General features: G+C 69.3%; 18 protein-coding genes. 7 read left to right on the top strand and 11 right to left on the bottom strand.

The window, feature by feature from the left end; all coding sequences use genetic code 11:
• Nucleotide 1 precedes the first annotated feature (1 nt).
• From VGV06_15800 to rsmA, 7 genes are read left to right on the top strand one after another with little or no spacing between them, the layout of a single operon-like run.
• Nucleotides 2-1,612 carry a Na/Pi cotransporter family protein gene (locus VGV06_15800; GenBank protein ID HEV2056608.1) on the top strand — a complete coding sequence of 537 codons (1,611 nt, stop codon included), beginning with the start codon at nucleotides 2-4 and terminating at the stop codon, nucleotides 1,610-1,612.
• A gap of 11 nt (nucleotides 1,613-1,623) precedes the next feature.
• On the top strand, nucleotides 1,624-3,144 hold the full coding sequence (glgA, locus tag VGV06_15795) for a glycogen synthase GlgA (protein HEV2056607.1): 1,521 nt from the start codon (nucleotides 1,624-1,626) through the stop codon (nucleotides 3,142-3,144).
• Entirely contained in the window at nucleotides 3,141-3,479 is a 339-nt protein-coding gene (locus VGV06_15790; protein ID HEV2056606.1) for a P-II family nitrogen regulator, read from the top strand. Before glgA ends, VGV06_15790 begins: the two co-directional genes overlap by 4 nt.
• Before the next feature lie 5 nt (nucleotides 3,480-3,484).
• Nucleotides 3,485-6,544, top strand: a complete 3,060-nt coding sequence (gene glnE / locus VGV06_15785) for a bifunctional [glutamate--ammonia ligase]-adenylyl-L-tyrosine phosphorylase/[glutamate--ammonia-ligase] adenylyltransferase (protein HEV2056605.1) — start codon at nucleotides 3,485-3,487, stop codon at nucleotides 6,542-6,544.
• A complete protein-coding gene (locus tag VGV06_15780; protein HEV2056604.1) occupies nucleotides 6,541-10,386 on the top strand; it encodes a DNA polymerase in 3,846 nt (1,281 codons plus the stop codon). The genes glnE and VGV06_15780 overlap by 4 nt, the downstream gene beginning before the upstream one ends.
• Nucleotides 10,383-11,012, top strand: a complete 630-nt coding sequence (coaE, locus tag VGV06_15775; protein ID HEV2056603.1) for a dephospho-CoA kinase — start codon at nucleotides 10,383-10,385, stop codon at nucleotides 11,010-11,012. Before VGV06_15780 ends, coaE begins: the two co-directional genes overlap by 4 nt.
• Entirely contained in the window at nucleotides 11,009-11,890 is an 882-nt protein-coding gene (rsmA, locus tag VGV06_15770; protein HEV2056602.1) for a 16S rRNA (adenine(1518)-N(6)/adenine(1519)-N(6))-dimethyltransferase RsmA, read from the top strand. Before coaE ends, rsmA begins: the two co-directional genes overlap by 4 nt.
• A gap of 39 nt (nucleotides 11,891-11,929) precedes the next feature.
• Here the strand turns inward: rsmA and VGV06_15765 are convergent, their stop codons facing one another.
• The 11 genes from VGV06_15765 to gspG form a co-directional block, all read right to left on the bottom strand.
• Nucleotides 11,930-13,153, bottom strand: a complete 1,224-nt coding sequence (locus VGV06_15765; GenBank protein HEV2056601.1) for an O-antigen ligase family protein — start codon at nucleotides 13,151-13,153, stop codon at nucleotides 11,930-11,932.
• A gap of 7 nt (nucleotides 13,154-13,160) precedes the next feature.
• Nucleotides 13,161-15,473, bottom strand: coding sequence for an LPS export ABC transporter permease LptF (gene lptF, locus VGV06_15760; GenBank protein ID HEV2056600.1), 2,313 nt, complete (start codon nucleotides 15,471-15,473; stop codon nucleotides 13,161-13,163).
• Between the two features lie 267 nt (nucleotides 15,474-15,740).
• Complete coding sequence (gene gspD / locus VGV06_15755; GenBank protein HEV2056599.1) at nucleotides 15,741-17,873, bottom strand: type II secretion system secretin GspD; 2,133 nt, start codon at nucleotides 17,871-17,873, stop codon at nucleotides 15,741-15,743.
• A gap of 236 nt (nucleotides 17,874-18,109) precedes the next feature.
• Nucleotides 18,110-18,718: a type II secretion system protein N gene (locus tag VGV06_15750; protein ID HEV2056598.1), complete on the bottom strand. Its 609-nt coding sequence runs from the start codon at nucleotides 18,716-18,718 to the stop codon at nucleotides 18,110-18,112.
• Between the two features lies 1 nt (nucleotide 18,719).
• Nucleotides 18,720-19,292, bottom strand: a complete 573-nt coding sequence (gene gspM, locus VGV06_15745) for a type II secretion system protein GspM (protein HEV2056597.1) — start codon at nucleotides 19,290-19,292, stop codon at nucleotides 18,720-18,722.
• Nucleotide 19,293: 1 nt separating this feature from the next.
• Nucleotides 19,294-20,619 (bottom strand): PilN domain-containing protein, encoded by a 1,326-nt coding sequence (locus VGV06_15740; GenBank protein ID HEV2056596.1) that lies wholly within the window; start codon nucleotides 20,617-20,619, stop codon nucleotides 19,294-19,296.
• The gene (locus VGV06_15735; protein HEV2056595.1) at nucleotides 20,616-21,575 is read right to left on the bottom strand and encodes a hypothetical protein; all 960 of its coding nucleotides are present in this window, start codon (nucleotides 21,573-21,575) and stop codon (nucleotides 20,616-20,618) included. The genes VGV06_15740 and VGV06_15735 overlap by 4 nt, the downstream gene beginning before the upstream one ends.
• A complete protein-coding gene (locus tag VGV06_15730) occupies nucleotides 21,572-22,192 on the bottom strand; it encodes a prepilin-type N-terminal cleavage/methylation domain-containing protein (protein HEV2056594.1) in 621 nt (206 codons plus the stop codon). Before VGV06_15730 ends, VGV06_15735 begins: the two co-directional genes overlap by 4 nt.
• Complete coding sequence (locus tag VGV06_15725; GenBank protein ID HEV2056593.1) at nucleotides 22,189-22,578, bottom strand: prepilin-type N-terminal cleavage/methylation domain-containing protein; 390 nt, start codon at nucleotides 22,576-22,578, stop codon at nucleotides 22,189-22,191. Before VGV06_15725 ends, VGV06_15730 begins: the two co-directional genes overlap by 4 nt.
• Nucleotides 22,575-23,009: a GspH/FimT family pseudopilin gene (locus VGV06_15720; GenBank protein ID HEV2056592.1), complete on the bottom strand. Its 435-nt coding sequence runs from the start codon at nucleotides 23,007-23,009 to the stop codon at nucleotides 22,575-22,577. The genes VGV06_15725 and VGV06_15720 overlap by 4 nt, the downstream gene beginning before the upstream one ends.
• Nucleotides 23,006-23,476 (bottom strand): type II secretion system major pseudopilin GspG, encoded by a 471-nt coding sequence (gene gspG, locus VGV06_15715; GenBank protein HEV2056591.1) that lies wholly within the window; start codon nucleotides 23,474-23,476, stop codon nucleotides 23,006-23,008. The genes VGV06_15720 and gspG overlap by 4 nt, the downstream gene beginning before the upstream one ends.
• Nucleotides 23,477-24,037: the final 561 nt, after the last annotated feature.

Here is a 24,037-nt window from a genome sequence, read left to right as displayed (position 1 = left end):
CATGCTGCTGCTGGCGCTCTTCGGGGGACTGGCGCTGCTGCTCTACGGCATGCAGCTCTGCGGCGAGGGGCTCCAGCGCGCGGCGGGCGGGCACCTCCGGCACATGCTGACGAGCGCCACGCGGACGCCTCTGTCCGCCGTGTGCTCCGGCGCGCTCGCGACGGCGCTGCTCCAGTCCTCCTCGGCGACCACGCTCATGCTGATCGGCTTCGTCTCGGCGGGCCTCGTCAGCTTCCGCCAGTCGGTCGGCGTGATCCTGGGCGCCGACATCGGCACGACCTTCACGGTGCAGCTCCTGGCCTTCAAGATCCAGGACCTGGCCCTGCTCATGGTGGGGGCGGGCTTCGCGCTCTCCTTCTTGGGCCGTCGCGGGCTCGTCAAGAGCCTCGGGCAGGCGGTGCTGGGCTTCGGGTTCGTCTTCCTCGGCATGCGCGTCATGACCGAGGCGATGGCGCCGGTGGCGGATAGCGCGCTCGCGCGCCAGGTGCTGGTGGCGCTCTCGGGCAATGCCGGCCTGGGGCTCCTGGTGGGAGCGGTCTTCAGCGCGGGCATGACCTCTTCCGTCGCGACGATCGGCCTCCTGCTCTCGCTCGCCCAGCAGGGGCTCCTGCCGCTGGACGGCGCCATCCCCGTGGTTCTCGGCGCCAACATCGGCACGTGCGCGACGGCGCTGGCGGCGAGCCTGCGGTCCTCCGCCGACGCGCGGCGGGTCGCCGTGGCGCACATCGCCTTCAAGGTGCTGGGCGTTGCCATGGTCTTCCCGTTCATCCAGCCCCTGACGGCGCTGGTCTCCGTCACCGCGGGCGACACCGCGCGGCAGATCGCGAACACGCACACGTTCTTCAACGTGGTGATCAGCGCGCTCTTCCTGCCCTTCGCCCCGTGGGCGGCGCGCGCGATCACGATGCTCGTGCCGGACGACGCGACGACGGCCGACAATCCCTTCAAGACGCGCTACCTCGACGACCGGTACCTCGACCAGCCGGCCCTGGCGCTCGGGCAGGCGACGCGCGAAGCCCTGCGCATGGGCGACGTGGCCCAGGGCATGCTGCGCGACGCCATGGTCGTCCTCCACACGAACAACCAGGAGCTGCTCGAGGACGTTGAGCGGCGCGACGACCAGCTCGACTACCTCGAGCGTGAAATCAAGCTCTTCCTGTCGCGCCTGGGGCAGGAGACCATGTCCCCCGACCTCTTACGCAAAGAAATCGGGCTCATCTCCTTCATCGGCAACCTCGAGAACATCGGCGATATCGTGGACAAGAACCTGATGGAGCTGGCCCGCAAGAAGCTCTACCAGGCCCGTCGCTTCTCGGAGGCCGGCGAGGCGGAGCTGCTGGAGTTCCACGGTATGGTCTCGAAGAACCTCGAGCGCGCGATCGCGGGCTTCGCCGCCAACGACCGGACGCTGGCGCAGGAGGTGCTGGACCAGCGCCCGACGATCCGCCAGCGCGAGCGCGAGCTCCGCACCTCCCACCTGGCGCGGCTCCGCCAGGGGCTGGCCGAGTCGCTCGAGACATCCGAGATCCACCTGGACGTGCTGACCAACCTCAAGCGCATCTCGTCGCACATCTCCCAGCTGGTGTTTCCGATCCTCGAAGAAGACGCGTGAGGAGCCGGGACATGGCGCAGCGTCTCCGCGTGCTCCTGGTCGCCTCCGAGGTCTCGCCCTTCGGCAAGACGGGCGGGCTCGGCGACGTCGCCGCCGCCCTGCCGCGGGCGCTGCGCGCGCTCGGGCACGACGTGCGCATCCTCATGCCGCGCTACCGCGACGTGGAGCGCCACGGCTCCGGGATCAGGACCGTCGTCCCGCGCCTCGAAGTGCCGGTGGGCGACCGGCGGGTCGAGAGCGCGCTCCTCGGGACCGAGACGAGCGCCGGCGTGCCCGTCTACTTCCTCCAGCAAGACCAGTACTTCGACCGCGACGGGCTCTACGGCACGGGCGACGGCGACTACTCGGACAACTGCGAGCGCTTCGTCTTCTTCTGCCGCGGCGCGCTCGAGGCGCTGATCGCCCTCGACGGAGAGGGCCGGGACGGCTGGCGCCCGCAGATCATCCACGCCAACGACTGGCAGACCGGGCTCATCTCCGTCTACCTCCGCACCCTCTACCGCGACCACCCGGCGCTCAGAGCCGCCGCCACGGTCTTCACCATCCATAACCTGGCCTACCAGGGCGTCTTCTGGCACCACGACATGCCCATGACCGGCCTCGGCTGGGACGTCTTCACTCCCGCCGGGCTCGAGTTCTACGGCAAGCTCAACTTCCTGAAGGGCGGGCTCGTGTTCTCGGACCTGCTGACCACGGTCAGCCGCACGTACGCCGCCGAGATCCGCACGGCGGAGTTCGGCAACGGGCTCGAGGGCGTGCTCGAGGAGCGCGCCCAGGATCTTCACGGCGTGGTCAACGGGATCGACTACGAGCAGTGGAACCCGGCGAAGGACCCCGCGCTGCCGCGCCCGTACTCGGCGGGGGAGCCCGAAGGCAAGGTCGTCTGCCGCGAGGCCCTGCGCCGCGAGCTGGGGCTCCGCGACGTTGGGCTCAACGACGCGCCGGGGCCGCTCGTCGCCATGGTCACGCGGCTCGCCGGGCAGAAGGGTCTCGACCTGGCGCTCGAAAGCCTTCCGGGCATGCTGGACGCCGGGTGTCGGGTCGCGCTCCTCGGCTCGGGCGACTCCGCCCTCGAGGAAGCCTGGATCCAAGCGGCCGCGCGCCACCCGGGCACGGTCGCCGTGCGCATCGGCTACGATCCGGAGCTCGCCTCGCGGATGTACGCGGGGGCGGACTGCTTTCTCATGCCGTCCCGCTACGAGCCGTGCGGGCTCGCGCAGCTGATCGCGCTGCGGTACGGCGCCGTGCCTGTGGTGCGGCGCACCGGCGGCTTGGCGGACACGGTGACGGAGTTCGATCCGGCCCGTCGCACCGGGACGGGGTTCCTGTTCGATGCGTTCTCGGCGGACGCGCTGCTCGAAGCAGTCCGGCGCGCGGCGGCCGCCTTCCGCCGGCCGGAGCTCTGGGGTGCTCTCGTCAAGAACGCGATGACCGAGGATTTCTCGTGGGACACCTCGGCCCGCGAATACGCGCAGCTCTACAAGAAGGTGCTCCGCCCGCAGGGCGCCAGGCCGTCACGGAGGTCGCGATGAAGAAGATCGAAGCGATCATCAAGCCGTTCAAGCTCGACGACGTCAAGGAGGCGCTGACGGAGCTCGGCGTCATCGGGATGACCGTGACCGAGGTGCGCGGCTTCGGGCGACAGAAGGGGCACACGGAGCTCTACCGCGGCTCCGAGTACACCATCGATTTCCTGCCCAAGGTCAAGATCGAGCTCGTCGTGGCGGACCAGATCGTGGACAAGGTGGTCGCGGCCATCGCGGCCGCCGCGCGCACGGGCTCGATCGGCGACGGCAAGGTCTTCGTCATGCCCATGGGTGAGGCCATCCGCATTCGCACCGGCGAAAAAGGCGAATCGGCGATCTAGTCCGCGTGAAGCATCTTTTCGCCGTCCCGGCCGACGACAAGAAGGCGCTCAGCGAGCTCAAGCGGCTGGGATTCGCCGATCCGCGCGGCGCGCTCGCGAACCTCCACGCGCTGACGCCGGACCCGGTAGACGCCGAGCTTCTCGCGCCGGTCCTCCCAAGACTCTTGAAGGAGGTGTCGGAGGCGCCGGACCCCGACATGGCGCTCAACAACCTCGAGCGCCTGGCGGCCCAAGGCGAGCGCGCCGCGCTGTTCCGGCTCCTGGGCTCGCATCCCGGCGCCGTCCATCTCGTCGCCAAGCTCGGGGGCACGAGCCAGTTCCTGGCCGACACGCTGAGGCGCCACCCGACGCTCCTGCCGTGGCTGCTCGAGCCCGGCACCATGCGCCAGTGGCTGGGCGACGAGCTCGAGGCCGAGCTCGAGCAGAGCGCGCGCGCCTTCGATCGTCCCGACGCGCGCTGGCACGCGCTCCGCCGCTTCAAGTACCGCCAGCTCCTGCGCATCGGTTGCCGCGACATCCTGGGCGACGCCGACCTGACCGTCACCACCGAAGAGCTCTCGCGGCTGGCCGACGTCTGCCTCGGGGCGGCGTGGCGCTGGGCCGAGGAGCGCCTGACTCCACTCTACGGCATCCCGCAGGGGCCCGACGGCGCGTTCACGGGGCTCGCTGTGATCGGCATGGGCAAGCTGGGCGGCGACGAGCTCAACTACTCGTCTGACATCGACCTGGTCTTCGTCTACGGGGAAGACGGTGAGACCTCGGGCGGCTCCGATGGCTGCGTGCCGAACGGCGACTACTTCGCTTCGGCCGCTCGAGACATCGTCGGGGCGCTCGAGTCCGTCACTGAGGAGGGCTATGCCTTCCGCGTGGACCTGCGCCTGCGTCCCGAGGGTCGGATGGGGGGCATCACTCTCTCGCTCGAAGGCTACCGGACCTATCTGGCCGAGCGCGCGGAGCTGTGGGAGCGGCAGGCGCTCATCAAGGCGCGCTTCTGCGCCGGCGACACCCAGGTGGCCACGCGCTTCTTCGAGCTGATCCGGCCGTTCGTCTTCCGGCCGGGCATCGACCCCGACATCGTCGTCGCCGTCCGCGCCATGAAGCAGCAGATCGACCGGTCGCTCCGCGGCAAAGGCGCCCAGCGTCGCCACGTCAAGCTCGGGCGTGGCGGTATCCGCGAGGTCGAATTCCTCGTCCAGGCGCTCCAGCTCCTCTACTCTGGCGACGACCCCTGGCTGCGCGAGCGGAACAGCCTGCGGGCGATCTTCCGCTTGACCGAGCGCGGCTATCTCTCGCAGTCGCTCGGCCGCTTCCTGGGCGATGCGCTCGTCTTTCTCCGCACTGTCGAACATCGGCTCCAGATCGTAGACGAGTTCCAGACCCACACGCTGCCCGAGGACCCGGCGGCGCTCGGCAGGCTGGCGCGCCGCCTCGGCTCGACACTGCCGCCGCCCGCGGCGCGCCGCGGCTTCGAGGGCGAGCACAAGCGAATCACCGAAGGCGTCCACAGGGCCTTCAGCGATTTCTTCACGATTCCGCCGGCAGCGCCTGAGCCCGCGCCGCGCATCCCGACGTACACCGCGCTCAAGGCAACGGGCTTCGCCGATCCCGACCGCGCGCGCCAGAACCTGCGCCTCGTCCTCGAGGGCCGGCCGCTCGTCCCGTATGCCGAGCCGATGCGGCGCGCCGTCCGGACGATCTTCCCGGTGCTCCTCGATGCCTTGTGGCAGAGCCCCGACCCCGACGAGGCGCTCAACCAGTTCGAGCGCTTCGTCGCCGCCGCCGGGCCGCGCACCGCCTACCTCGAGCTGCTGGCGGAGCGGCCGGACCTCCTCGCGAACCTCGTCACGCTCTGCGCCCGCGGCGAGCTCCTGACCCAGCTCCTGGTGACGCAGCCGGAGCTCCTGAACGGTCTCGCGGACCCCGCGACCTTCGCCGCGCCCCGCCGCCGCGCGGATTTCAGGCGCGCCTTGGGCCCTGCGCTGGGCGGGCGCCTCGCGCTGTCAGAGCGGATGGACCGCCTGCGCCGGCTCAAGCAGGCCGAGGAGCTCGGTATCACCTGGCGGATGCTCGTGGGCGTCACGGACGCCGAGCGCTTCTCGCGCGAGATGACGGCGCTCGCCGAAGCGGCGCTGGCGGCCGGCTGGCTGATGGCGCTCGGCGAGACGGCCGAGACCTTCGGCGCGCCGCGGGACGCGGCGGGCCGGATGATCACCGCCTGCGTCATCGGCCTCGGCAAGTTCGGCGGGCGCGAGCTCTCGACAGGCTCCGACCTCGACCTCTTCGTGGTCTATGCCGCGGCAGGCGAGACCGACGGAGCCGAGCGCGTCGAGGCCCATGTGTTCTACGATCGGACCGTGGAGGCGCTCTCCTCGATCCTGGGTGACGTGACGGCGGCCGGCGTGGTCCTGCCGGTGGACCTCCGGCTCCGCCCGGGCTCGAAGGGCAGCGGCTTCGCCTCGAGCGTGGAGGCGGTCGGCCAGTACTACCGCGAGTGGGCCGACCCGTGGGAGCGCCAGACTCTCACGCGCGCGCGCCTGGTGTGCGGCGACCCGCGGCTCGGCCGCGCCGTGAGGCGGGAGATCCAGGCCCTCGTCTACGGTCCCGACGCGCCGCCGCCCGACCTCAAGGAGATGCGCCTGCTGCGCGCGCGGATGGAGAAGGAGCTTGGCAAGGAGACGCCGGGGCGGCTCCACGTCAAGTTCGGCCGCGGGGGACTGGTGGACGTGGAGTTCATCACCCAGGCGATCCAGATGACGCACGGGAGGCTGAGACCGGCAATCAGAAGCCCGCATACCGTAACTGCGCTCAGCGAGATCGGCCGGGCCGGCCTCCTGCGAGCAGACGAGGCGGAGGTGCTCGCCGGAAACTACCGCTTCCTCCGCCGCGTCTCGGCCGACCTACGGCTCTTCGGCGCGCGGCCCGCCGATACGCTCGAGCCGGCGGGGCTCATCCCGGCGCGCCTCGCTAAAAGCCTCGGCTTTCCCTCCCGAAAAGAGCTGCTCGAGGAGTACAAGCGGCGCACCACCTGGGTGCGAGCGCTCTACGACCGCGTGGTGCCGGCATGAGCGCGCGCTTCTTCGTTGTGGACGGGCCGGGCTACCTCTACCGCGCCTACCACGCGCTACCGTACCTCTCGAACTCGAAGGGCCAGGCCACCCATGCGGTCCGCGGCGTGTCCACGATGCTCTTGAAGCTCCTCCGGGAGGAGAACCCCGAATACGCGGCCGTGGCCTGGGATCCGCCGGGCCCCACGTTTCGAGAAGAGAAGCTGCCGTCGTACAAAGAGACCCGCCCCAGCATGCCGGACGATCTCCGGAGCCAGATCGCGCTCGTCAAGCGGGTCTTCGAGGCGCTCCGGCTGCCTTGCTTGGAGATGCCCGGGTTCGAGGCCGACGACGTGCTCGGCACGCTGGTCGAGAAGATGCGGACCGAGCCGGTCGAGATGGTCCTCGTCACGGGCGACAAGGACATGCTCCAGCTGGTTGGGCCGCGCGTACGGGTGCTCTCGACGAATGCGCGAGGCGAGCCCGTCTGGTTCGACGATGCTGCCGTCGCCGAAAAGTGGGGCGTGGCGCCGGGCCAGATTCCCGACCTCCTCGCGCTGATGGGTGACAGCATCGACAATATTCCCGGCGTGCCTGGCGTCGGTCAGAAGACCGCCGTCAAGCTCATCAGCCAGTTCGGCAGCGTCGAGCGGCTCTACGAGAACCTCACGCTCGTGCCTGGGAAGGTCCGAGAGACGCTGGCCGCCAATCGCCGGCAGGCGCTCCTGTCGCGAGAGCTGGCGACGGTGAGTACGCGGGTCCCCATCGACCAGGGACTCGAGGCCTTCGGACGCCAGGAGCCCGACTGGGAGCGGCTGCGGGCGCTCTGGACCGAGCTCGAGTTCGACACGCTGCTTCGCTTGCTCCCCGCACGGGAAGCGCCCCGGATCACGTCCGAGTCGCTGCCGAGCCTGGAGGGAGCCGCGGCGATCCAGCGGTGGCTCACCGCCGTCCCGGTGGATGACCCCGTGGCCGTGGACTGGGCGGGCGGGGGAGGGCCGCCCGAGCCCGCGCTGGGAGCGCTCGGCCTCTTCCATCCGGCTGCCGGCGCTGCAATTCTGACTCTCGGGCCCGACGCGCCGGACATGGGTGGACGGAAGCTGATCGGCCATGACGTCAAGCACCTGATCGAGTGGTGGCTGGCCCGCCGCGGCAGGCCACCCGCCTTCGAGGACACGGCCGTCGGCGCCTATCTCCTGAACCCGGCGCGCACCAACTACAAGCTCGACGAGGTCTGCGCCGACCTTCTGGGCGAGGGGCCGGGGCTCGCGGCGCCGGGCAGCCGGGCGCGCTTCATCTGGCAGCTCTGGGAGATGCTGCCGCGCGCGCTCAAGGAGGTGGGGCTCCACGCGCTCTACGAAGACCTCGAGCGGCCGCTGGTGCCGGTGCTGGCGGCGATGGAGCGCCACGGCATCCGCGTGGACCCGATCCGTCTCGCGGACTTCTCCAAGGAGCTCGACCTGGCCCTCGAGCGGCTCACGCGCGAGATCTACGCGATTGCCGGGGAGGAGTTCAACATCGGCTCGCCCAAGCAGATGGCGCGGATCCTCTTCGACAAGCTCAAGCTCCCGCCGCTCAAGAAGACCAAGACGGGGTATTCGACCGACGCCGACGTCCTCGAGCAGCTGGCGCTGGGCCACGGGCTACCGGCGAAGATCATCGAGCACCGGACGCTGGCCAAGCTCAAGTCCACCTACGCCGACGCCCTGCCACTCCTGATCAACCCGGGCACGGGACGGATCCACACATCCTTTAACCAGCTCGTCACCGCGACGGGCAGGCTCTCGTGTCTCCCTGCCGGCTCGCTGGTCAACACACAGAGCGGACTCGTCGGCATTGAGCATGTGCGCGAAGGTGACCTCGTGCGAACGTGCCGTGGTCCACGACGAGTGCTCGCCGCCGAACGGACCGCCGTAAAGCCTGTGTTGGCTATCACGCTGTCGACGGGAATCATCTTCCGCTGTAGTCCCGAGCATAAGCTCCGAAGCACCAACGGATGGATCGAAGCCGCCAATCTCAAGCTCGGCGACCCCCTCTACATGAGTTTCACGGAGGGACTGTTCGGCTCGTCCTCAGAGTTTCAGGTGGAGCCGACCGCAGCCTATCGCACGCGCAAGACGCCTGACCTGCCCGGGGGATGGTGCTCGGACCTTGCTGAGCTCGTGGGCTACGCCATGGCCGATGGGCATATCGCGCACAGCAACTACAACGGGAAACCCACACAGCTTATCCTGGCATTCGACTGGCCCGACGAGGATCTCGCTCGACACTTCGCAGGCATCATGACGAAACTATTCAGGAAATCACCGACCTTCCGAAGGACACGAACTTGCCCGACCCTGACCTTGTCGAGCGTGGACGTGTGCGGCCTGATCGAGCAGCTGGGTGCCGGTGGGACTTCGAAGGTGATCCAAGTTCCGCCGAGCCTGTTCTTTGCCCCGAAGGAGACTGTGGCGGCGTTTCTCCGTGGGTATTTCGAAGGCGACGGAACGACGGCGAGCGCCCTCTCCGTGCGTTCGGTATCGCGGGACATGCTGGAGGGGGTTCATCATCTGCTCGGCATGTTCGGAATTCCGTCCCGTGTCAACGATGGCGGTGTCGATCCCCTCGGATATGCACCCCGACATACCTTGTCTGTTCTAGGGGATAGATCGAAGGCGAGATTCCGCGACCAGATTGGGTTCATCTCCGCCAAGAAGCGGGGTCAGCTCGAGCGGCTGCTTACCAGGCACACCGTGAAGAGCACGGCCGAAGTCCTGACTCTCCCGACTGCCGATGAGATTCTTGGCGTCAAGTCGGTTCTGTACGACAGCGAAAGGGAATCAAGTGGAAAGGCTCCCCAGGCGCTTTACGTCTTCGTCCATAGGTTTGCTGCCGGTCGAACGACCTGTCCCTTGCCACGGGCCGAGCGGATCGTAAGCGCCGTCCAAGCCGCTGGCGTGGAGATCCCACGATTCCTGGGGGAGGCGGTGTCGGGCCAGTACTTCGAGGTGAGGGTGCGATGTGTGGGCTGGGAGCCGCCCGTTCCCATGTATGACATCGCGGTGGATGGGGAGCAGTACATCGCGGACGGCATTGTCGTACACAATTCCTCCGCGCCGAACCTCCAGAACATTCCCATCCGCACCGAGCTCGGCCGGCGGATCCGCGCGGCCTTCGTGCCCGAGGCCGGCTGGCGCTTCGTCGCGGCGGACTACTCGCAGATCGAGCTGCGCATCCTGGCTCACGTCTCGGGCGAGGAGAGCCTCATCGCCGCGTTCCGCGGCGGAGAGGACATCCACCGCCGCACGGCGGCCGAAGTCTTCGGCGTCGAGCTCTCGCAGGTGACCGACCAGCAGCGCGACGTGGCGAAGACGACCAATTTCTCCGTCATCTACGGTGTGACGGCCTTCGGGCTCTCGCGCGGGCTCGCGATCACCCCCAAGCAGGCGCAGGAGTTCCTCGACCGCTTCTTCGCGCGGCACCCGAAGGTGAAGGCCTGGCTCGAGCGCACGATCGAAGAGGGGCGCGACCGGGGCTTCGTGGCGACGCTCCTCGGCCGGCGCCGCTACATCCCGGAGCTTCAAAGCGGCAACCCCAATCTCCGGGGCTTCGCCGAGCGCATGGCGACCAACGCGCCCATCCAGGGCACGGCCGCCGACCTCATCAAGATCGCCATGGTGCGCATGGCCGGCGCCCTGGCCGCGGGTGGCTTCCGGACCCGCATGCTGCTCCAGGTCCACGACGAGCTTCTCTTCGAGTCGCCCGAGGACGAAGTGCCGAGGCTCGAACGTGTGGCCCGCGAGGTGATGGAATCGGCTATGGCGCTCGACGTCCCGCTCAAGGTGGACATCAAGACGGGCGCGGACTGGGCCCAGGCATGAGGCGCTTCCTCCTGGTCGGTCTCACCGGCAGCATCGCCACCGGCAAGAGCACGGTCAGCCGGATGTTCGCTCATCTGGGCGCGCGCGTCATCGACGCCGACCTCCTCGCGCGAGAGGTCGTCATGCCGGGCCAGCCCGCCTATGCCAGGATCGTCGAGGAGTTCGGTCCCCAGGTCGTCCAGGAGGACGGCTCGCTCGATCGCAAGGCGCTGGGCGCCGTTGTCTTCGCCGACGCCGCTTCGCTGAAGCGCCTCGAGGAGATCACCCACCCGGCCATCGGCGCGCGCCAGCTGCGCATGCTCTCCGTCCTCGACGAGGAGGCCTTCGAGGGCGTCGTCATCTGGGACGCGGCGCTCCTCTTCGAGGGAGGCGGCGTTGCCAAGATGGACCGCGTGGTCGTGGTCTACGCCGACCCGGAGACCGAGCGCCGGCGTCTCATGGAGCGCGACGGCCTGAGCGACGTCGACGCGCGGGCGCGGGTTGCCAGCCAGATGCCCATCGCCGAGAAGGCGAAGCTCGCGGACCATGTTATCGACAACTCGGGCACGCGCGAGGACACCGAGCGCCAGGTGCGGACTGTATACGGCGCGCTCCTGGCCGAGCTCAAGGCCCGGCGGCCTGCATGAGCCCGCGGAAGAACGCGCGGGCGCTGGCTCCGAGGCCCAAGCGCCACGCTGCCTCGAGCAAGACGCGAGCGCTCGGCCAGCACTTCCTCCGCGACGACGCGGTGGCCGAGCGGATCATTGGGGAAGTCCGGCCGACGATCCGGGACCTCGTGATCGAGATCGGGCCCGGGCTGGGGGCGCTGACGGGCCGTCTCGCGCGCGCGGCGGGCAGGCTCCTGGCGCTCGAGGTGGACCCGGTGATGGCCGCCGCGCTCGTCGAGCGCTTCGCGGATGCGCCCCACGTCGAGGTCTTCGTGGCCGACGCCTGCTCCTTCAACTACACGGGGCTGTCCGCGCTCAAGCCCGATCCGGCCGGGCGCGTGCTCGTCGTGGGGAATCTCCCGTACAGCGTGGGCAAGCCTATCCTCCAGGCCCTCGTCGAGGCCGGACCGGTCGTGGACGAGATGGCGCTGATGCTCCAGAAGGAAGTCGCCGAGCGCGTGGCGGCCGGGCCCGGCGGCAAAACGTACGGAAGCCTCTCGGTGCTGACGCAGCTGTCCTGCGAGGCGCGGCTCGCCTTCACGGTGCCGCCCGGCGCTTTCCGCCCGCCGCCCCAGGTGGACTCCGCGGTGATACATCTCCGGGTCCGGCGCGCGCCGCCTGTCCCGGTGGACGATCCGGCGCGGTTGCGCGCTGTCGTCCTCGCGGCCTTCGGCCAGCGCAGGAAAAGCCTCGCGAACGCCCTGGCCTCGGGCCTGGGGCTGGGGGCCGAGCGCGCGCGGGCGATGTGTGACGCCGCGGGCATCGATGCGCGCCGCCGGGCCGAGACGCTTTCGCTCGCCGAATTCGCCCGCCTGGCCCAGGCCCAAGACCAGTCCCACCCGGGAGGCGGCTCATGAGCGCCGGCTGCTCGCGTCCGCCGGCTTCCCGCAGCGCCGTCAAGGCGTTTCGGGCTTGCCGCCCGTTCGCGCGCCTCGCACCGTGAACGGCAGCGCCATGATCATCCACGCGAGCATGACCACCTCGGAATCGCCGAAGTTGTGCTCCGACATCCCCGCGACCAGAAAGCCCGTGATGGCCGCGATGCTTCCAGCTACCAGGGCGCGCTCTCTGATGGCCGCCACCGGCAGCCGCCGAAACAGACGCACCGCCTCGGTGTAGAACGCGGCCCATAGCCACAGCCACGCCAGCAAGCCGGCCACGCCCGTCTCCACGAGGATCTGGAGCGCAGAGTTATGCACGTGACCCGTGCGCTTCATCGAGGCCTCGGCCAGCGCGTAGTTACGGTATTCGCGCTTGACGCCGCCCGGCCCCACCCCCAGCCACGGGTGCTCCCGCCACATGGCGATCCCGCTGCGCCACATGTAGGTCCGCTCCTTGACGGTGACATCGTCGGGATCCGTCATCGTCAGGACCCGCTCGCGTAGGTGCTGGGGACCGGCCAGGACCGCCACGCCCATCGCCAGGAACCCGACCACCAGGAGCCAGCGCCGCCGCCGGATCGGAGGCCAGAGGGCAAGGACGCCGGAGGCGAAGCCGATCCAGGCGCCCCGCGTATATGTCGCCGCAAGCCCCCCGAGGCTCGCAAACCAAGCGGTCGCGAGCCACGGGCGAAACGTCGTATCCAGAAGCAGCCGCGGCAGGCTCACCAGCAGCGTCAGGTTCAGCACCCCCGCCAGCGTCATGTAGCTGCTGAAGAATCCGCGGGCACGGGCGCAGCGGTGGTAGAGCCAGGCCGGGGAGCCGTAGTCAGCCTCGTGGCCCGGGCAGAAGCTCACCTGGAGAAGTCCTACCATGGCCGCCGCCGCGACGACGAGCGCGAGGGCTGACAGAAGGCGCTCGGCACGCTCGGCGGAGTCGAGCTCGTCAGTTGAGACATAGAGAGTCGCAACGAGCAGGAGCTTCTTGCAGGCGACCAGGCCTTCGGCCGGATGCGCTGCGAAAAGAGCCGACATCACGCTGACCGCGCCGAAAGCCAGCACGGGGCGCCAGAGGGGCCAGCGCACGGCATCGCGAGTCTCGCGACCGCACAGCCTGCCGAGCCAGAGCAGCGTCAGGATGGCGAGCGCAGTCTGGGCGAGGGTGATGGAGAACCCGAGACCCAGGACAAACGCCGCCAGGAGCACGCGACGAGCGGTGGCCATCCCCTTGCCGGCGAGCACGACGACCTTACGTCCTGGCCTTGAGCAGCAGGACGGTCCCAACCCCGGCAAAGATGATATTCGCCGTCCACGCCGCCAGAACCGGGGGAAGAAGATCCGCCCGCCCAAAGGCCACTGCCACGGCGTCGACCATCCAGTAGCCTACCGCTATGACGAGAGCCACGCCGATACCCACCGCCCGGCCACCGCGCCTCGGGGAGCTCAGCGCGAAAGGGATCGCGATGAGCGCCATGATGACATGGACGAGCGGGAATGACAGCTTCGAGTGGAGCTGCACGAGGTAGGCGCCCACCTGGTACCCTCCCGAGCGGAGCTTCGCCACGTAGGCGCGCAGCTCGAGGAAGCTCATCGTGTCCGGCAGTCTCTGGACCCGGATGAAGTCGTCGACGTGCTCCGGCATGTCGACCAGCTCGTGCTGGAAGGTCGTCGACGTGACTCGACCGGCAGGGTTAATCCGTCGCAGGATCCCGCCCCACATCTGCCAGCCCTCCGGAGTCCATTGCGCCCTGGCGACATCCAGCCGGTCCAGCAGGTGAAACTCCCCATCGACATCCAGCAGCACGAGGCCGTCCAGGGTCTTTGATGCGGGATCGAGGAGCGCGATCCGCAAAAAACGCGTGTCTGACGATCGGTACCAGATCTGACCCTGCCGCAGGAGGTGGCGCGGGGGGAAGCCGCGGATCTTGACGCGATCCACCTCTTCGGCCCTCACGGTGATCTCCGGCAGGGCCATTTCCTGAAATACGAGGGCCGCCAGGCTGATGAGCAGCGCCATTGCCAGGACAGGCACGCAGGTCCGGTACAGACTGACCCCGGCCGCCTTGAGGGCGTCCAGTTCGCGCTGGCGGGTGAGCGAGAGGAACAGGAAGACCGTGGACACCAGCACGATCAGCGGGAGGCCCTTGTAGAGCTCCCGAGGGAGCAGGTAGAGGAAGTGTTGGGCGATATAGGCCCACGGCGGCTTGCTCCGGAGGAAGCGGTCCAGGCTTTGGAGCAGGTCGACGACCACCGTCAAGACGCTCCCGATTAGGACGCTGATGCCGAGAAGCAGGAGGTACTCGCGCAGGAGATACCGGTCGACGACAAAGGTCGACGCTCGGGGCCCGCGGAGCCGGGCCGGCTGCCGCGCCACGGTCGCCTTTCTCGCTCGGCCGACAGCGGACCAGCGCAGTCGCGTCGCCACGCTCCGTGCGAGCTCGAGCCAGCCCTTGGGCATGCCGACTGTCTCTGCGCGGAGCAGCACCAGGCCGAGTAGGCCGAACAGCGCGTTCGGCAGCCAGATCGCGACCGCGGCCGGCAGCTTCCCGCTGAGGGGCAGCTCGTCCAGCGAGGACGACAGCGTGTAGTAGGACATCATGATGGCGAAGCCCGACGCGAGCGCCACCCCGCGTCCGCCTCGTTGGGAGTGGATGCCCAGGGGGAACGCGACAAGCACGAAGATGAGCGCTGCGACCGGCAAGGCAAAACGCTTGTGGATCTCGATGCGATACGGCGCCGCCATCATTCCGTCACGCGCGTGGAGGCTCGCGGCCGCCATGAGCTGACCGAGCGACATTTCCGTTTCCGGCTTTGTGTCCTGCTTGGACGAAGCGCCGGGCGGCCTCAACTCCACGTTCATGTCGTAGAGGGCGAATGTGGTGTGCCGGAACCGTCGTGGGTCTGCCGCGTCGGTTTCGTTGATGGAGCCGTCGATGAAGCGGAGTGTCACTCGACGGGTCCGCTGGTCGGCCAGGACCCGCCCCTCTCGCGCCACGATGACGCGCGACAGCGCCAGGTCTCGTTCGTCCGACGCGAGCACACCACGGAGCGCGACCTGCGATGGACTCACCTCTTGGACATACAGCACGATCGGCGCAAACGCGGTGTTGAACGTCCGCTCCTGTATGCCCGTCACTGCGCGGCTCTGCAAGATCTCGAAGAGGTTATTCTGGAATGCCGCGGCCGCCCACGGGTTCACGACCAGCGTCAACCAGGCTACGAGGAGGCTCACCGTGAGACCCGCGGCCAGAAACGGCAGAAGCAGCCTGCGGGGGCTCACGCCCGACGCCTTGAGCGCGGCGACTTCGAAGTCGCCGGCGAGCCGTCCGCACGAGATCAGGACGGCGAGGAGCAACGCGACGGGCAGCGTCAGGGCCAACAGCGGTGGGAGCAGGAACGCGAGCAAGAGGAGCACGAGCCGCAACGGGACCTGCTTCGTGATTACCAGGTCGGTCAATTGATAGACCCGGTCGATGACGAGAAAGAAGGTGAAGACGCCGACGCTGATCCCCAAGGGCGCGATCAGCTCGCGGAGGACATAGCGGTCCAGGATGCGAGGCATGGCGCCGGAGGGTCAGTCGGCCAAGCGCCGCATCAGCGCCGGCCGCTCGTCGGTCCCATCCGAGCGAGAAGACTACAATCCGGTGAGCCGGCCTGGACCGGCGCCACTCTCATGCCGGGAACCTTCGGACAGCGCTCCGCTGTGAGCGTGAGCCCGCGGATCGCCTCGAGAAGGTTGAGCTGTGAGTTCGCGTATTCAGCCATGTGGTTCCCGACGAACCCGGAGATGCCTGTGATCAGTTGGGCGCGGGGGGAGGGCGGCGCGCCTCTAGCGGGACGGGGGCGGTATGGGCGGCGGGGTGGCGGTCGCCGGCGGCCGCGGGGGGGCCAGCTTGAAGGACTGCCCGAGCTCCGGCGTGACCTTGCGCATCTGCTCCGTCACACGGGCTGCGTCAAGGGCCGTGCCGATCACGCGGGGGGTGATCAGGAGCAGCAGCTCGGTCTTATCGATGATCTCCTCGGTGGAGCCGAAGAGGTAGCCCAGCACCGGGATTCGGCTGAGGAAGGGGATGCCGTTCCGGATGAAGGAGCGCTTGCTCTGGATGAGGCCGCCCAGCACGAGCGTCTGGTTGTTCAGCAGGACCACGGAGGTTTCCGCCTCGCGCTTGCTGAAGCTCGGCGAGTTGTTCGGCCCAACGCCGGTGAGCGGAAGGACGTCGTTGACCTCCTGCTTGACGTCGAGCGAGACCGTGCCGTGCTCGCCGATGCGCGGGGTGACCGTCAGGATGATGCCCACGTCCTTGTACTCGACCGTCTGCGTGATGGAGAATCCGGTGGTGCCGCCCGTCGCCACGGGCACCTGCTGGGCGGTGACGATGGGCACGGAGGTCGAGACGTTGATGACCGCCTTCTTGTTCTCGCTGGTCATGATGGACGGGTTCGACAATATATTGACCCTGTTCTCGGTGGCGAGCGCGTTCAGCGCGGCGATGAACTCGTTGGCCGCGAAGGTGAACATGTTGAAGCCGGCGAGCACGTTCCCGCCGCCCAGGCTGCCCGGGCCCGGGATGAGGTCCTGCGGCGGGCGGCTCGCCACCACGCCTTTCGCGGTGTCGGTGAACACGAAGCGACCGTTGCGCACCGCCCACTCGATGCCGAGCTTGGTATCGTCCTTGAGCACGACCTCGGCGACCAGTACCTCGATCAGCACCTGCCGCGCCAGGCGGTCGAGTGTCTTGATCGTCTCCCCGATCTCCTTCCAGCGCCGCGGATGCGTCGTGACGATGATGGCGTTGGTGATTTCGTCGGAGATGAAACGGAGATCGGCCTGTGCCTGGCCGCCCTCCCCCTCGAGCCCGCCGACCCCCCCCAGACCTGGGGTCGTAGTCGGCAAAGCAGGCGGAGCCTGTGAGGTCAGCGGCGACCGGGTGCCCAGGGGGAGAGAGCCGGGCGGCGCGCCGGGGGACCGGGTGCCCTGCGCCGCGGCGCGCCCGTAGACGGCCTCGAGCGTGGCGGCCAGGTCCTTCGCCTTGCTGTACTCGACAAAGTAGATGAAGACGCGCTGGCCGCCGTAGATGTCTACGTCAAGCTTGGCGATCAACTGAAGGATGGTCTCTATTTCCTGCTTCCGCGCGTGGATCACGAGCGAATTGGAACGGCGCTCGGCGACGATGAGCGGCGCGCGATCGGCGCCCTGGCCCCCATCGGTCCCGGCCGGCCGCGGCGTCGCGGGCGCCCCGGTCGGTCCCGGCGCCGCCACCGGCAGCCCGAGCGCTGCCGCGCCCGTGCGCAGGCGGCCCGTCGAGAACATCTGGTTGAGGAGCACGGACAGCTCCTGGGCATCGGCGTTCTTGATCGGGATGACCTGCAGCTCGTCCAGCGCCACCTGCACGTCGGCCAGTTTCAGGATGTCGAGCAGGCGCCGGATGTTGGAGGCCGTGTCGGTGATGATCAGGAGATTGGTCTCGCGGTGCGACGTCACGGCGCCCTGGAGCGCCACGAAGGGGCGGAGCAGATTGACCGCGTCCGCCGCGCTGATGTACTTGAGCGGCACGATCTGGGTCACGATCTCGTCGCTCGCACGCAACGGGCTGACGTCCCGTCCGACCACGATCCTCACGGACGACTGCGGCGCGCCCTCGCGGGGGATGATGCGGTAGAGGTTGCCCGAGCGCACGGCGGCCAGCCCGTTGACGTCGAGGATGGTCAGGAGCACGTTGAAGACGTCGTCGCTGGCGATGCGTCCGATGGTCTGGACGGTGACCTTCCGCCCCCGCACGGCTGGCGCCAGCACGTAGTTGAAGCCCACGATCTCGGCCGCCGCCTGGATCACCACCTCGACGTCGGCACTGTCGAAGTTGAAGACGATGTTGGCGGCGGCCGGGGTGCCCGGTGTCGGCGGCGCCGGGGGTTGCGGGGTCGCCGGGGGCCGCGGCTCCGGAGCTGGCTCAGGCGGACGCACGGGGCCGACCGACAGCGGGGCCGGGCCTGGGGTCGGCGCAGGCGTCGGCGCCACAGCCTCCGGAGGCGTCGGGGCTGGTGCCACAGGCGGCGTGACCGGCTCCGTCCCGACCTCGACCCGCGTGGGGGACGAAGCGACCGTGCCGGGCGGGCTCGCCCCACGGCTTGGTGTCGCGGTGTTGCACGCGGCAAGCAAGAGGGCCGCCAGCAGGACCGAGGCCGTCAGTCTTGGACTGCTCATTGGCCCGGCTGCCTCTGGGGCGGAATGCCCTGCCTCATCTGTGGGATAGCGGGAGGAACCAGGCTCGGCGGCGATCCGACCTGGGCCGGCCCGACCTGGGCCGGCCCGACCTGGGCCGGCGCTGCGGCCGCCGTGGGCGTTGCCCTCGGTTTGGCGGGGTCCTGGAGCAGGATCTCGAGCGGGCCCTCGGGGCGCGTGATCACCACGCGGTCGTCGGCGATCTTGTCGAGCGTGCCGCCTCCCACCGTGTCGCCCACCGAGTAGCCGGCCACGCGCTTGAACGTCGGATCCTCGAGGAAGGCCCGGCTCTTGGACCCGTTCATCACGACGCCGTGGAGGATGGGCTTCGAGACGGGCGCCGCCGCCACCGCCGCGGTCTCGCTCCGGCTTGGATTGAAGAGGTTCCGTGCCGCGACGACCGAGTACGCGCCCGGCCCGGCGTCGCCGGCCTGGGCGGCCACCGCGGGCGCCGGCGCGCTCACGGCCCTCGGCGCCGACGGCGGCGGCAGGGGCCGCTTCGCGAGGAGCGTCCGGAATATGCCCACGGCCAGCACGACGCTCACGATCCCGAGCGCCACGTTGATCACGAGCAGTCGCCGCGACACTCTAGTTGCTCCCAGCGGCCGGCGCAGGCAGCAGATAGCCCGCGACGGTGAGGGTGGTCAGCAGTCCGCGCGGCTGGCCGATGCCCACCACGCGCACCTTGACGTCCTTGACGGTCAGCAGCCTTGGCGTGTGCTCGATCTGGTAGAGGAGAGCCACGGTCTCGCGGATGCTCCCGGCCACGGTCAGCTCGATCGGCACTTCCTGGAGCCCGGCCATGTCGGCGGGCGGCATGACGCGCTCGCTGCGCACCTCCACGTTGGCCCCCGCGGCCACTTCCTTGACCACCTTCTGAAGCTCCGAGGCCGCCAGCGGCGCCGTCGGCCCGGGCAGGAGTCGCGCCGCCTGCTTCTCGACGGCCAGCGTCGCCTCGGCCAGCTCCTCGGTGAGCCGCGCGCGCTGCGCGACGAGGCGCCGGCGCGACTCGAGCGTGGCCTCGCGTGCCGGGGCCAGCTCGGTCAGATCGCGGGCCCGGTTGACCAGCGGCTCGACGACGTAGAGATACAGGGCGACAAGCAGAAGCCCGGCCAGGGCCAGCCCGATCAGGGTGCGCTCGCGACGCCTCAGGATCAGCATGCTAGTGCCGCTCCCAGCTGGCGCGGAGGCGGAATTGCTCCTTGCCCTGGCCCTTGGTCACGGGCGAGGTGAACTCGACGCGCTCGAGCCAGGGCGAGGCCTCGAGGGTGGGGATCAGCGCGCTCGCCGTCCCGGCCTGGCCGATGATCTCCACGCCCTGGGTGTCCATGTTGAGCGCCTGGAGCCAGGAGTCCTGCGGGACGAGCGCCGTCAGATCGCGCATGAACGGCAGCGGGCGCAGCCCGCGGGCCGGGACCCCTTGGAGCGCCGCCACGAGCCGCTTCTTCTGCGCCACCTCTGCGGCGAGCCGCTCCACGGCCTTGACCTCCGGGTCGAGCCGCCTGATCTCCTGAGAGAGCCGGGTCACGTAGCGCTCGCGCTGCCAGACCTGGGCGCCCAGGACTCCCAGGCCGAGGAGCGCCGTGATGGCGAGCATCGCGGCGGTGACGAGCTGGCCGGGTGAGGCGCGCCGCGGCCTGAGCGCGGGCGGGAGGAAGTCGATGCGCGGCCTGCGCGAGCTGAAGGCGACGGCGAGAGCCAGGACGGCGGCGCCGTGCCGCTCCCCGGGCAGCGACTCAACGAGCGCGCGGGCGTCCGCCGAATACGGAGGCGCCGAGACGGCGGCTCCGAGCTCTGCCAGCGAGGGGGCGGACAGGAAGCGCTCGGTCTCGTCGCCCGAGATCCACAGCGCCTCGCAGTCGCGCCACTGGAGCAGCGCCAGGCTTCGCTGGATCTCGCGCACGAGCTCGTGGGGCGTCTCGGCGGGCACCGTCCGGCTCAGGCGTACGACGCCGCGACTGAGGAAGACGAGGTCGGTACGGCCGTCGTGGCGATGCGCCCAGACGGCGCGCTTGGCCTCGATCTTGCGCGGGAGCAGCCCGCAGAGATCGTGGCAGGCCACCGAGAGCGTCGCGGGCCGACGCCGGGCCTCTCGCACGAGGCCGAGCGCCTGGTCCACCCGGCGCCGCTCGCAGGCCCCGACCAGCACGCGGATCGGGCCGTCGGCCCTGCCGGGATTGAGGCGCCAGTCCCAGGCGACGTCCTCGGCCGGAAAGGGGACATGCCGGTCCAACTCGAAGCGAACCATCTCGCCGAGGTTGCTGCCCTCCGCGCGCGGCAGCTCGAGCACCTTGACAACGGCGAGGCCGCGGTCGAGGCCCACGCGCAGCCGGCGCCGCTTGTAGCCGCGGCTGTCGAGCTCGCCCGCGACGAGCGGCCCGAGGTTCTCGCCCGCGTCGAACGCGACGCACTCCACCGTCCCGCGGCCGGACAGGACGGCCAGCGCAAGCCTGTTCTCGTCCACGAAGAGCCCGGCGCGCGCTTTCATGGCTCAGCCAGGCGCCAGGAGAGCGTCGTCACGCCGAGGGGCGGCGTCGCGGCGCCCGTCGGCGGGCCGCTCCGGCGCTGGACGATGGCGACGATGCGCGCCCGCGGCTCGCCCGCGATCAGCCCCTCCGCCTCGATGCGGAAGGTCGCGCTGCCGACGCCGACCCCCTTCCCCCCGAAGCGCTCGGGCACGCTCGTGTACGGCGTCGTGGTGCGCGTCTGGGTGATCTCGATGACCTCGGCGTCCGACAGGCCGAGCGCCTTTAGCACAGGGCCGGGCGCCGTGTTCATGTTGACGGTGTTGCGACCCACCACGGTGACGAGGTCGGCGAGGCCGGGGTGGCCCTTCTCCCCTCGGTAGATCTCTCGCGTGATGCCGCGGATCTGGAGCAGCTCGGCCGTGTCCTGGAGCGCGCCGTTCCTCGCCCTGTACGGGACCGGGAGCTTGAGGTAGAAGTCCTCGCTCTCGGCGCCGTTGATGCGGGAGAGGTCGTCGGCGTCCTTCCAGTCCTGCAGCGAGTCGTTGATGATGTCGCGCGCCTGCTTGTCGAGGCCGAGGGCGGTGAGCAGCCGGTCCACGCGATCTGGAGGTGCCGCGTTGAGGTTCAGCCGCGCCTCCTCGTCCGAGATCCGGTAGGAGAACTCGCCGGCCCCCAGCGCCACGCGCCGGCGCGGCAGCCTGCTCTGCTTGACCAGCAGGACGGAGGTGCCCACGATCCGGAAGAATGACAATGTCCCGTCCTCGTCGAGACCCTGGATGGTGCCCGGCCCCAGGATCTCCCTCATCGCCTGCTGGACGGCCGCCTCGGCCAGGTGGGTGGCGAGCGTCACGTCCTTGAAGGAGCGGACCATGGACGCTTCGAGGCGCATGGACATGGCGAGCTCGGTGACGACGATGGCGAGGAGCGTCATCACCAACATCACCGCCAGGAGGGCGAAGCCGCGCTCGTTCTTCACGGAGTCCTCACGGGGAGCGAGACGATGAGCGGCGGCTGCGGGGCGCTCCGCCCCGCCTGGACGATGGTGAGCGTTATCTCGACCGCCAGGGGGAGCGCCTTCTCCTGAGCGGCGTCCCAGCGTTCTGTCCACACGCGGTCCGATTCTCTCAGATAGCGGAAACGGACATCGCTGACGGTCCCGTCCACGAGGGCGGGCTGGAGGCCGCGGTCAAAAGGCTCCTCGTTCGGCAGCGGCTTCTGACGCACGGCAAGCCCCGGCACCGGCCCGGCATCTTGGGACAGCGTCACAGCGGTGAAGGCAATGGGCGCGGCCGTCGGGAAGGGCGGCACCGCGGTGACGAAGGCCACTCGATCCGGCGCTCCCTCGAAGAGGAGGCGGGGCGCCTCCCGTCCCTGCGGCGCGGTCATATACGGATGCGCGGCTCCCAATGTACGCGTGACGATCTGGGTGATGCTCCGCGCGCGCTCGAGGACCTCGGCGCGCTCGTCCCCGCGCTGCCAGGCCGCCAGCCCTACCCGCAGGCTTCCGAACATGACGACGAGCAGCGTGGCCACTATGGTGAGCGCGATGACCACCTCCACCAGGGTGAAGCCCCGCTGCCGTGAGGGCGTCATCGCGTCGTCACGGTGGCGGGTGCCAGGCGCAGCGTCGCCACTTCCAGGGTCCGCCCGGTGCCCCAGCGCACGGCCACTGAGAGAGCGAGGAGGCGAGGGGACGCGCTCCCAACCGGCGCCAGGTCATCCGGCACCGCCACGACCCTGGTCCGGCGCTCCCAGTTGAACCGGCCTTCCTGCCCGGTCTCGACACCTTCGATGGACGCATCGCCGGCCCGGGTCACGCGGTCGGCCAGGAGCACGGCCTCCTGGTAGTCGCTCGAGAGTTTCAACAGCCTGAGCCCCTGCGAGGCGAGCTGGACCAACGTGACCACCGTGACGCTCAAGATGACCACGGCCACCAGCACCTCGAGGAGCGTGAAGCCCGCGTCCGCGCGGCGGCTCATGTATCGATTCTCCGGGTGGCGACCCGCCCGGTCAGCGCATCCACGGTGACGAGGTACGCCCTGCGCCCAGGCCCCTCCACGCGGAGCCGGGCGCCGCTCGAGAGACCCTGGGGCAGGAAGGTGACGGTGCGACTCGTCGGCGGGTCGGCAATCACCCGGACCCCGAGCGCGAGGCGTCGGCTCGCCAGCACTGTCTCGCCGGTGCGCAACTCGATGATGCCTTCCTCCGTCTTCACCCGCACCTCGTAGGGGCGGTTGTGCGTGATGGCCTGCTCGCGCGCGGCTCGGAGGAAGGTCGCGATCCCCGCCGTCTCCGCCCTCGCCCTCACCGTGTCCACGCCGCGCGCAAGCGAAGGGGCGGCCACGGCGACCCCGAGAGCCAGGACGAAAAGCGTCACGGCCAGTTCGATGAGGGTGAAGCCGCGCTTCATTTCACCGACCACAAGGTTACGTCGGCGTTTTCCCCGTCGCCGCCCGGGGCGCCGTCGGCCCCGAGGCTCCAGATGTCGAAGTCGCCGTGATCGCCCGGGCAGCACTTGTACAGGTAGGGCTTGCCCCAGGGGTCCACCGGGACCACGTTCTTCTTGAGGTAAGGACCGTTCCAGTTGGGGACGTTCTGGTTGCTCACGAGCGCCTCGAGGCCGGCACCTGCGGGCGGATATGATCCGACGTCGAGTCGGTACTGGTCCAGCGCGGCGCTGAAGAGCTCGATCTGCGCGCGGGCGGCGGCCTGCTTGGACTGGCCCACGCGGGAAAAGAGGCGCGGGCCCACGAGGCCGGCCAGCAGGCCCAGGATGATGATCACCACGAGCAGCTCGATCAGGGAAAAGCCGCGCGAACTGCCGATTGCCCGGAGGCTCGACCTCAGGGATTGCCCTGTGCCGGCGAGGCGCCTCATGGTGACGCGATGATTACCGTGCATGGATATTGTTGGACCGTCATGAGCCATCGCGCCAAAATCGCAGATAGACCGCCCGATCCGCGCAGGCAGCCGTAGTCGCATGGCGATCATGGCTCGCTTGATGCGCTCGAACACTGATTCTCTCACAGTCCGCAAGACTCGCTAGGATATCGCGGGACGGCCGCGGACAGCCGTGTGGCGGGTGCGTGATGAGCCTCCTGTTGGCGAGGATACTAAGGTTACAAATGTCTGTTTAGCTTACTTCGGAATTCTCGCAATCGAGTAAGGAGAAACGCGACGTGCGACCGCTAGGGCTTGGGGTGGGTGGGCCGCAGCGATACTACCTCTAGCATTCGGCGGCGAAGTTACGCCGCAATTCCACCGCGACACACGACAGGCGCCCGCAACGCCCGCGCGCTAGATCGGGATGTCGGTGATCGAGACGATGGCCATGAGCATGGCCACGACGATGAAGCCCACGACGAGCCCCATGACCAAGATGATGCCAGGCTCGACCAGGGCGATCAGGCGCTTGACGTTCTTCCGCGTGTCCGTCTC

This window comes from Candidatus Methylomirabilota bacterium (genome assembly GCA_035936835.1).
Lineage (GTDB): Bacteria > Methylomirabilota > Methylomirabilia > Rokubacteriales > CSP1-6 > AR37.
This window is presented reverse-complemented; position numbering and strand designations above follow the sequence as displayed.

Bases quoted from the DNA above. Each gene is read 5' to 3' on its own strand.
- VGV06_15800 (HEV2056608.1), top strand. From the start codon at position 2: ATGCTGCTGCTGGCGCTCTTCGGGGGACTGGCGCTGCTGCTCTACGGC.
- glgA (HEV2056607.1), top strand. From the start codon at position 1,624: ATGGCGCAGCGTCTCCGCGTGCTCCTGGTCGCCTCCGAGGTCTCGCCC.
- VGV06_15790 (HEV2056606.1), top strand. From the start codon at position 3,141: ATGAAGAAGATCGAAGCGATCATCAAGCCGTTCAAGCTCGACGACGTC.
- VGV06_15780 (HEV2056604.1), top strand. From the start codon at position 6,541: ATGAGCGCGCGCTTCTTCGTTGTGGACGGGCCGGGCTACCTCTACCGC.
- coaE (HEV2056603.1), top strand. From the start codon at position 10,383: ATGAGGCGCTTCCTCCTGGTCGGTCTCACCGGCAGCATCGCCACCGGC.
- rsmA (HEV2056602.1), top strand. From the start codon at position 11,009: ATGAGCCCGCGGAAGAACGCGCGGGCGCTGGCTCCGAGGCCCAAGCGC.
- lptF (HEV2056600.1), bottom strand. From the start codon at position 15,473: ATGCCTCGCATCCTGGACCGCTATGTCCTCCGCGAGCTGATCGCGCCC.
- gspM (HEV2056597.1), bottom strand. From the start codon at position 19,292: ATGCTGATCCTGAGGCGTCGCGAGCGCACCCTGATCGGGCTGGCCCTG.
- VGV06_15740 (HEV2056596.1), bottom strand. From the start codon at position 20,619: ATGAAAGCGCGCGCCGGGCTCTTCGTGGACGAGAACAGGCTTGCGCTG.
- VGV06_15730 (HEV2056594.1), bottom strand. From the start codon at position 22,192: ATGACGCCCTCACGGCAGCGGGGCTTCACCCTGGTGGAGGTGGTCATC.
- VGV06_15725 (HEV2056593.1), bottom strand. From the start codon at position 22,578: ATGAGCCGCCGCGCGGACGCGGGCTTCACGCTCCTCGAGGTGCTGGTG.
- VGV06_15720 (HEV2056592.1), bottom strand. From the start codon at position 23,009: ATGAAGCGCGGCTTCACCCTCATCGAACTGGCCGTGACGCTTTTCGTC.
- gspG (HEV2056591.1), bottom strand. From the start codon at position 23,476: ATGAGGCGCCTCGCCGGCACAGGGCAATCCCTGAGGTCGAGCCTCCGG.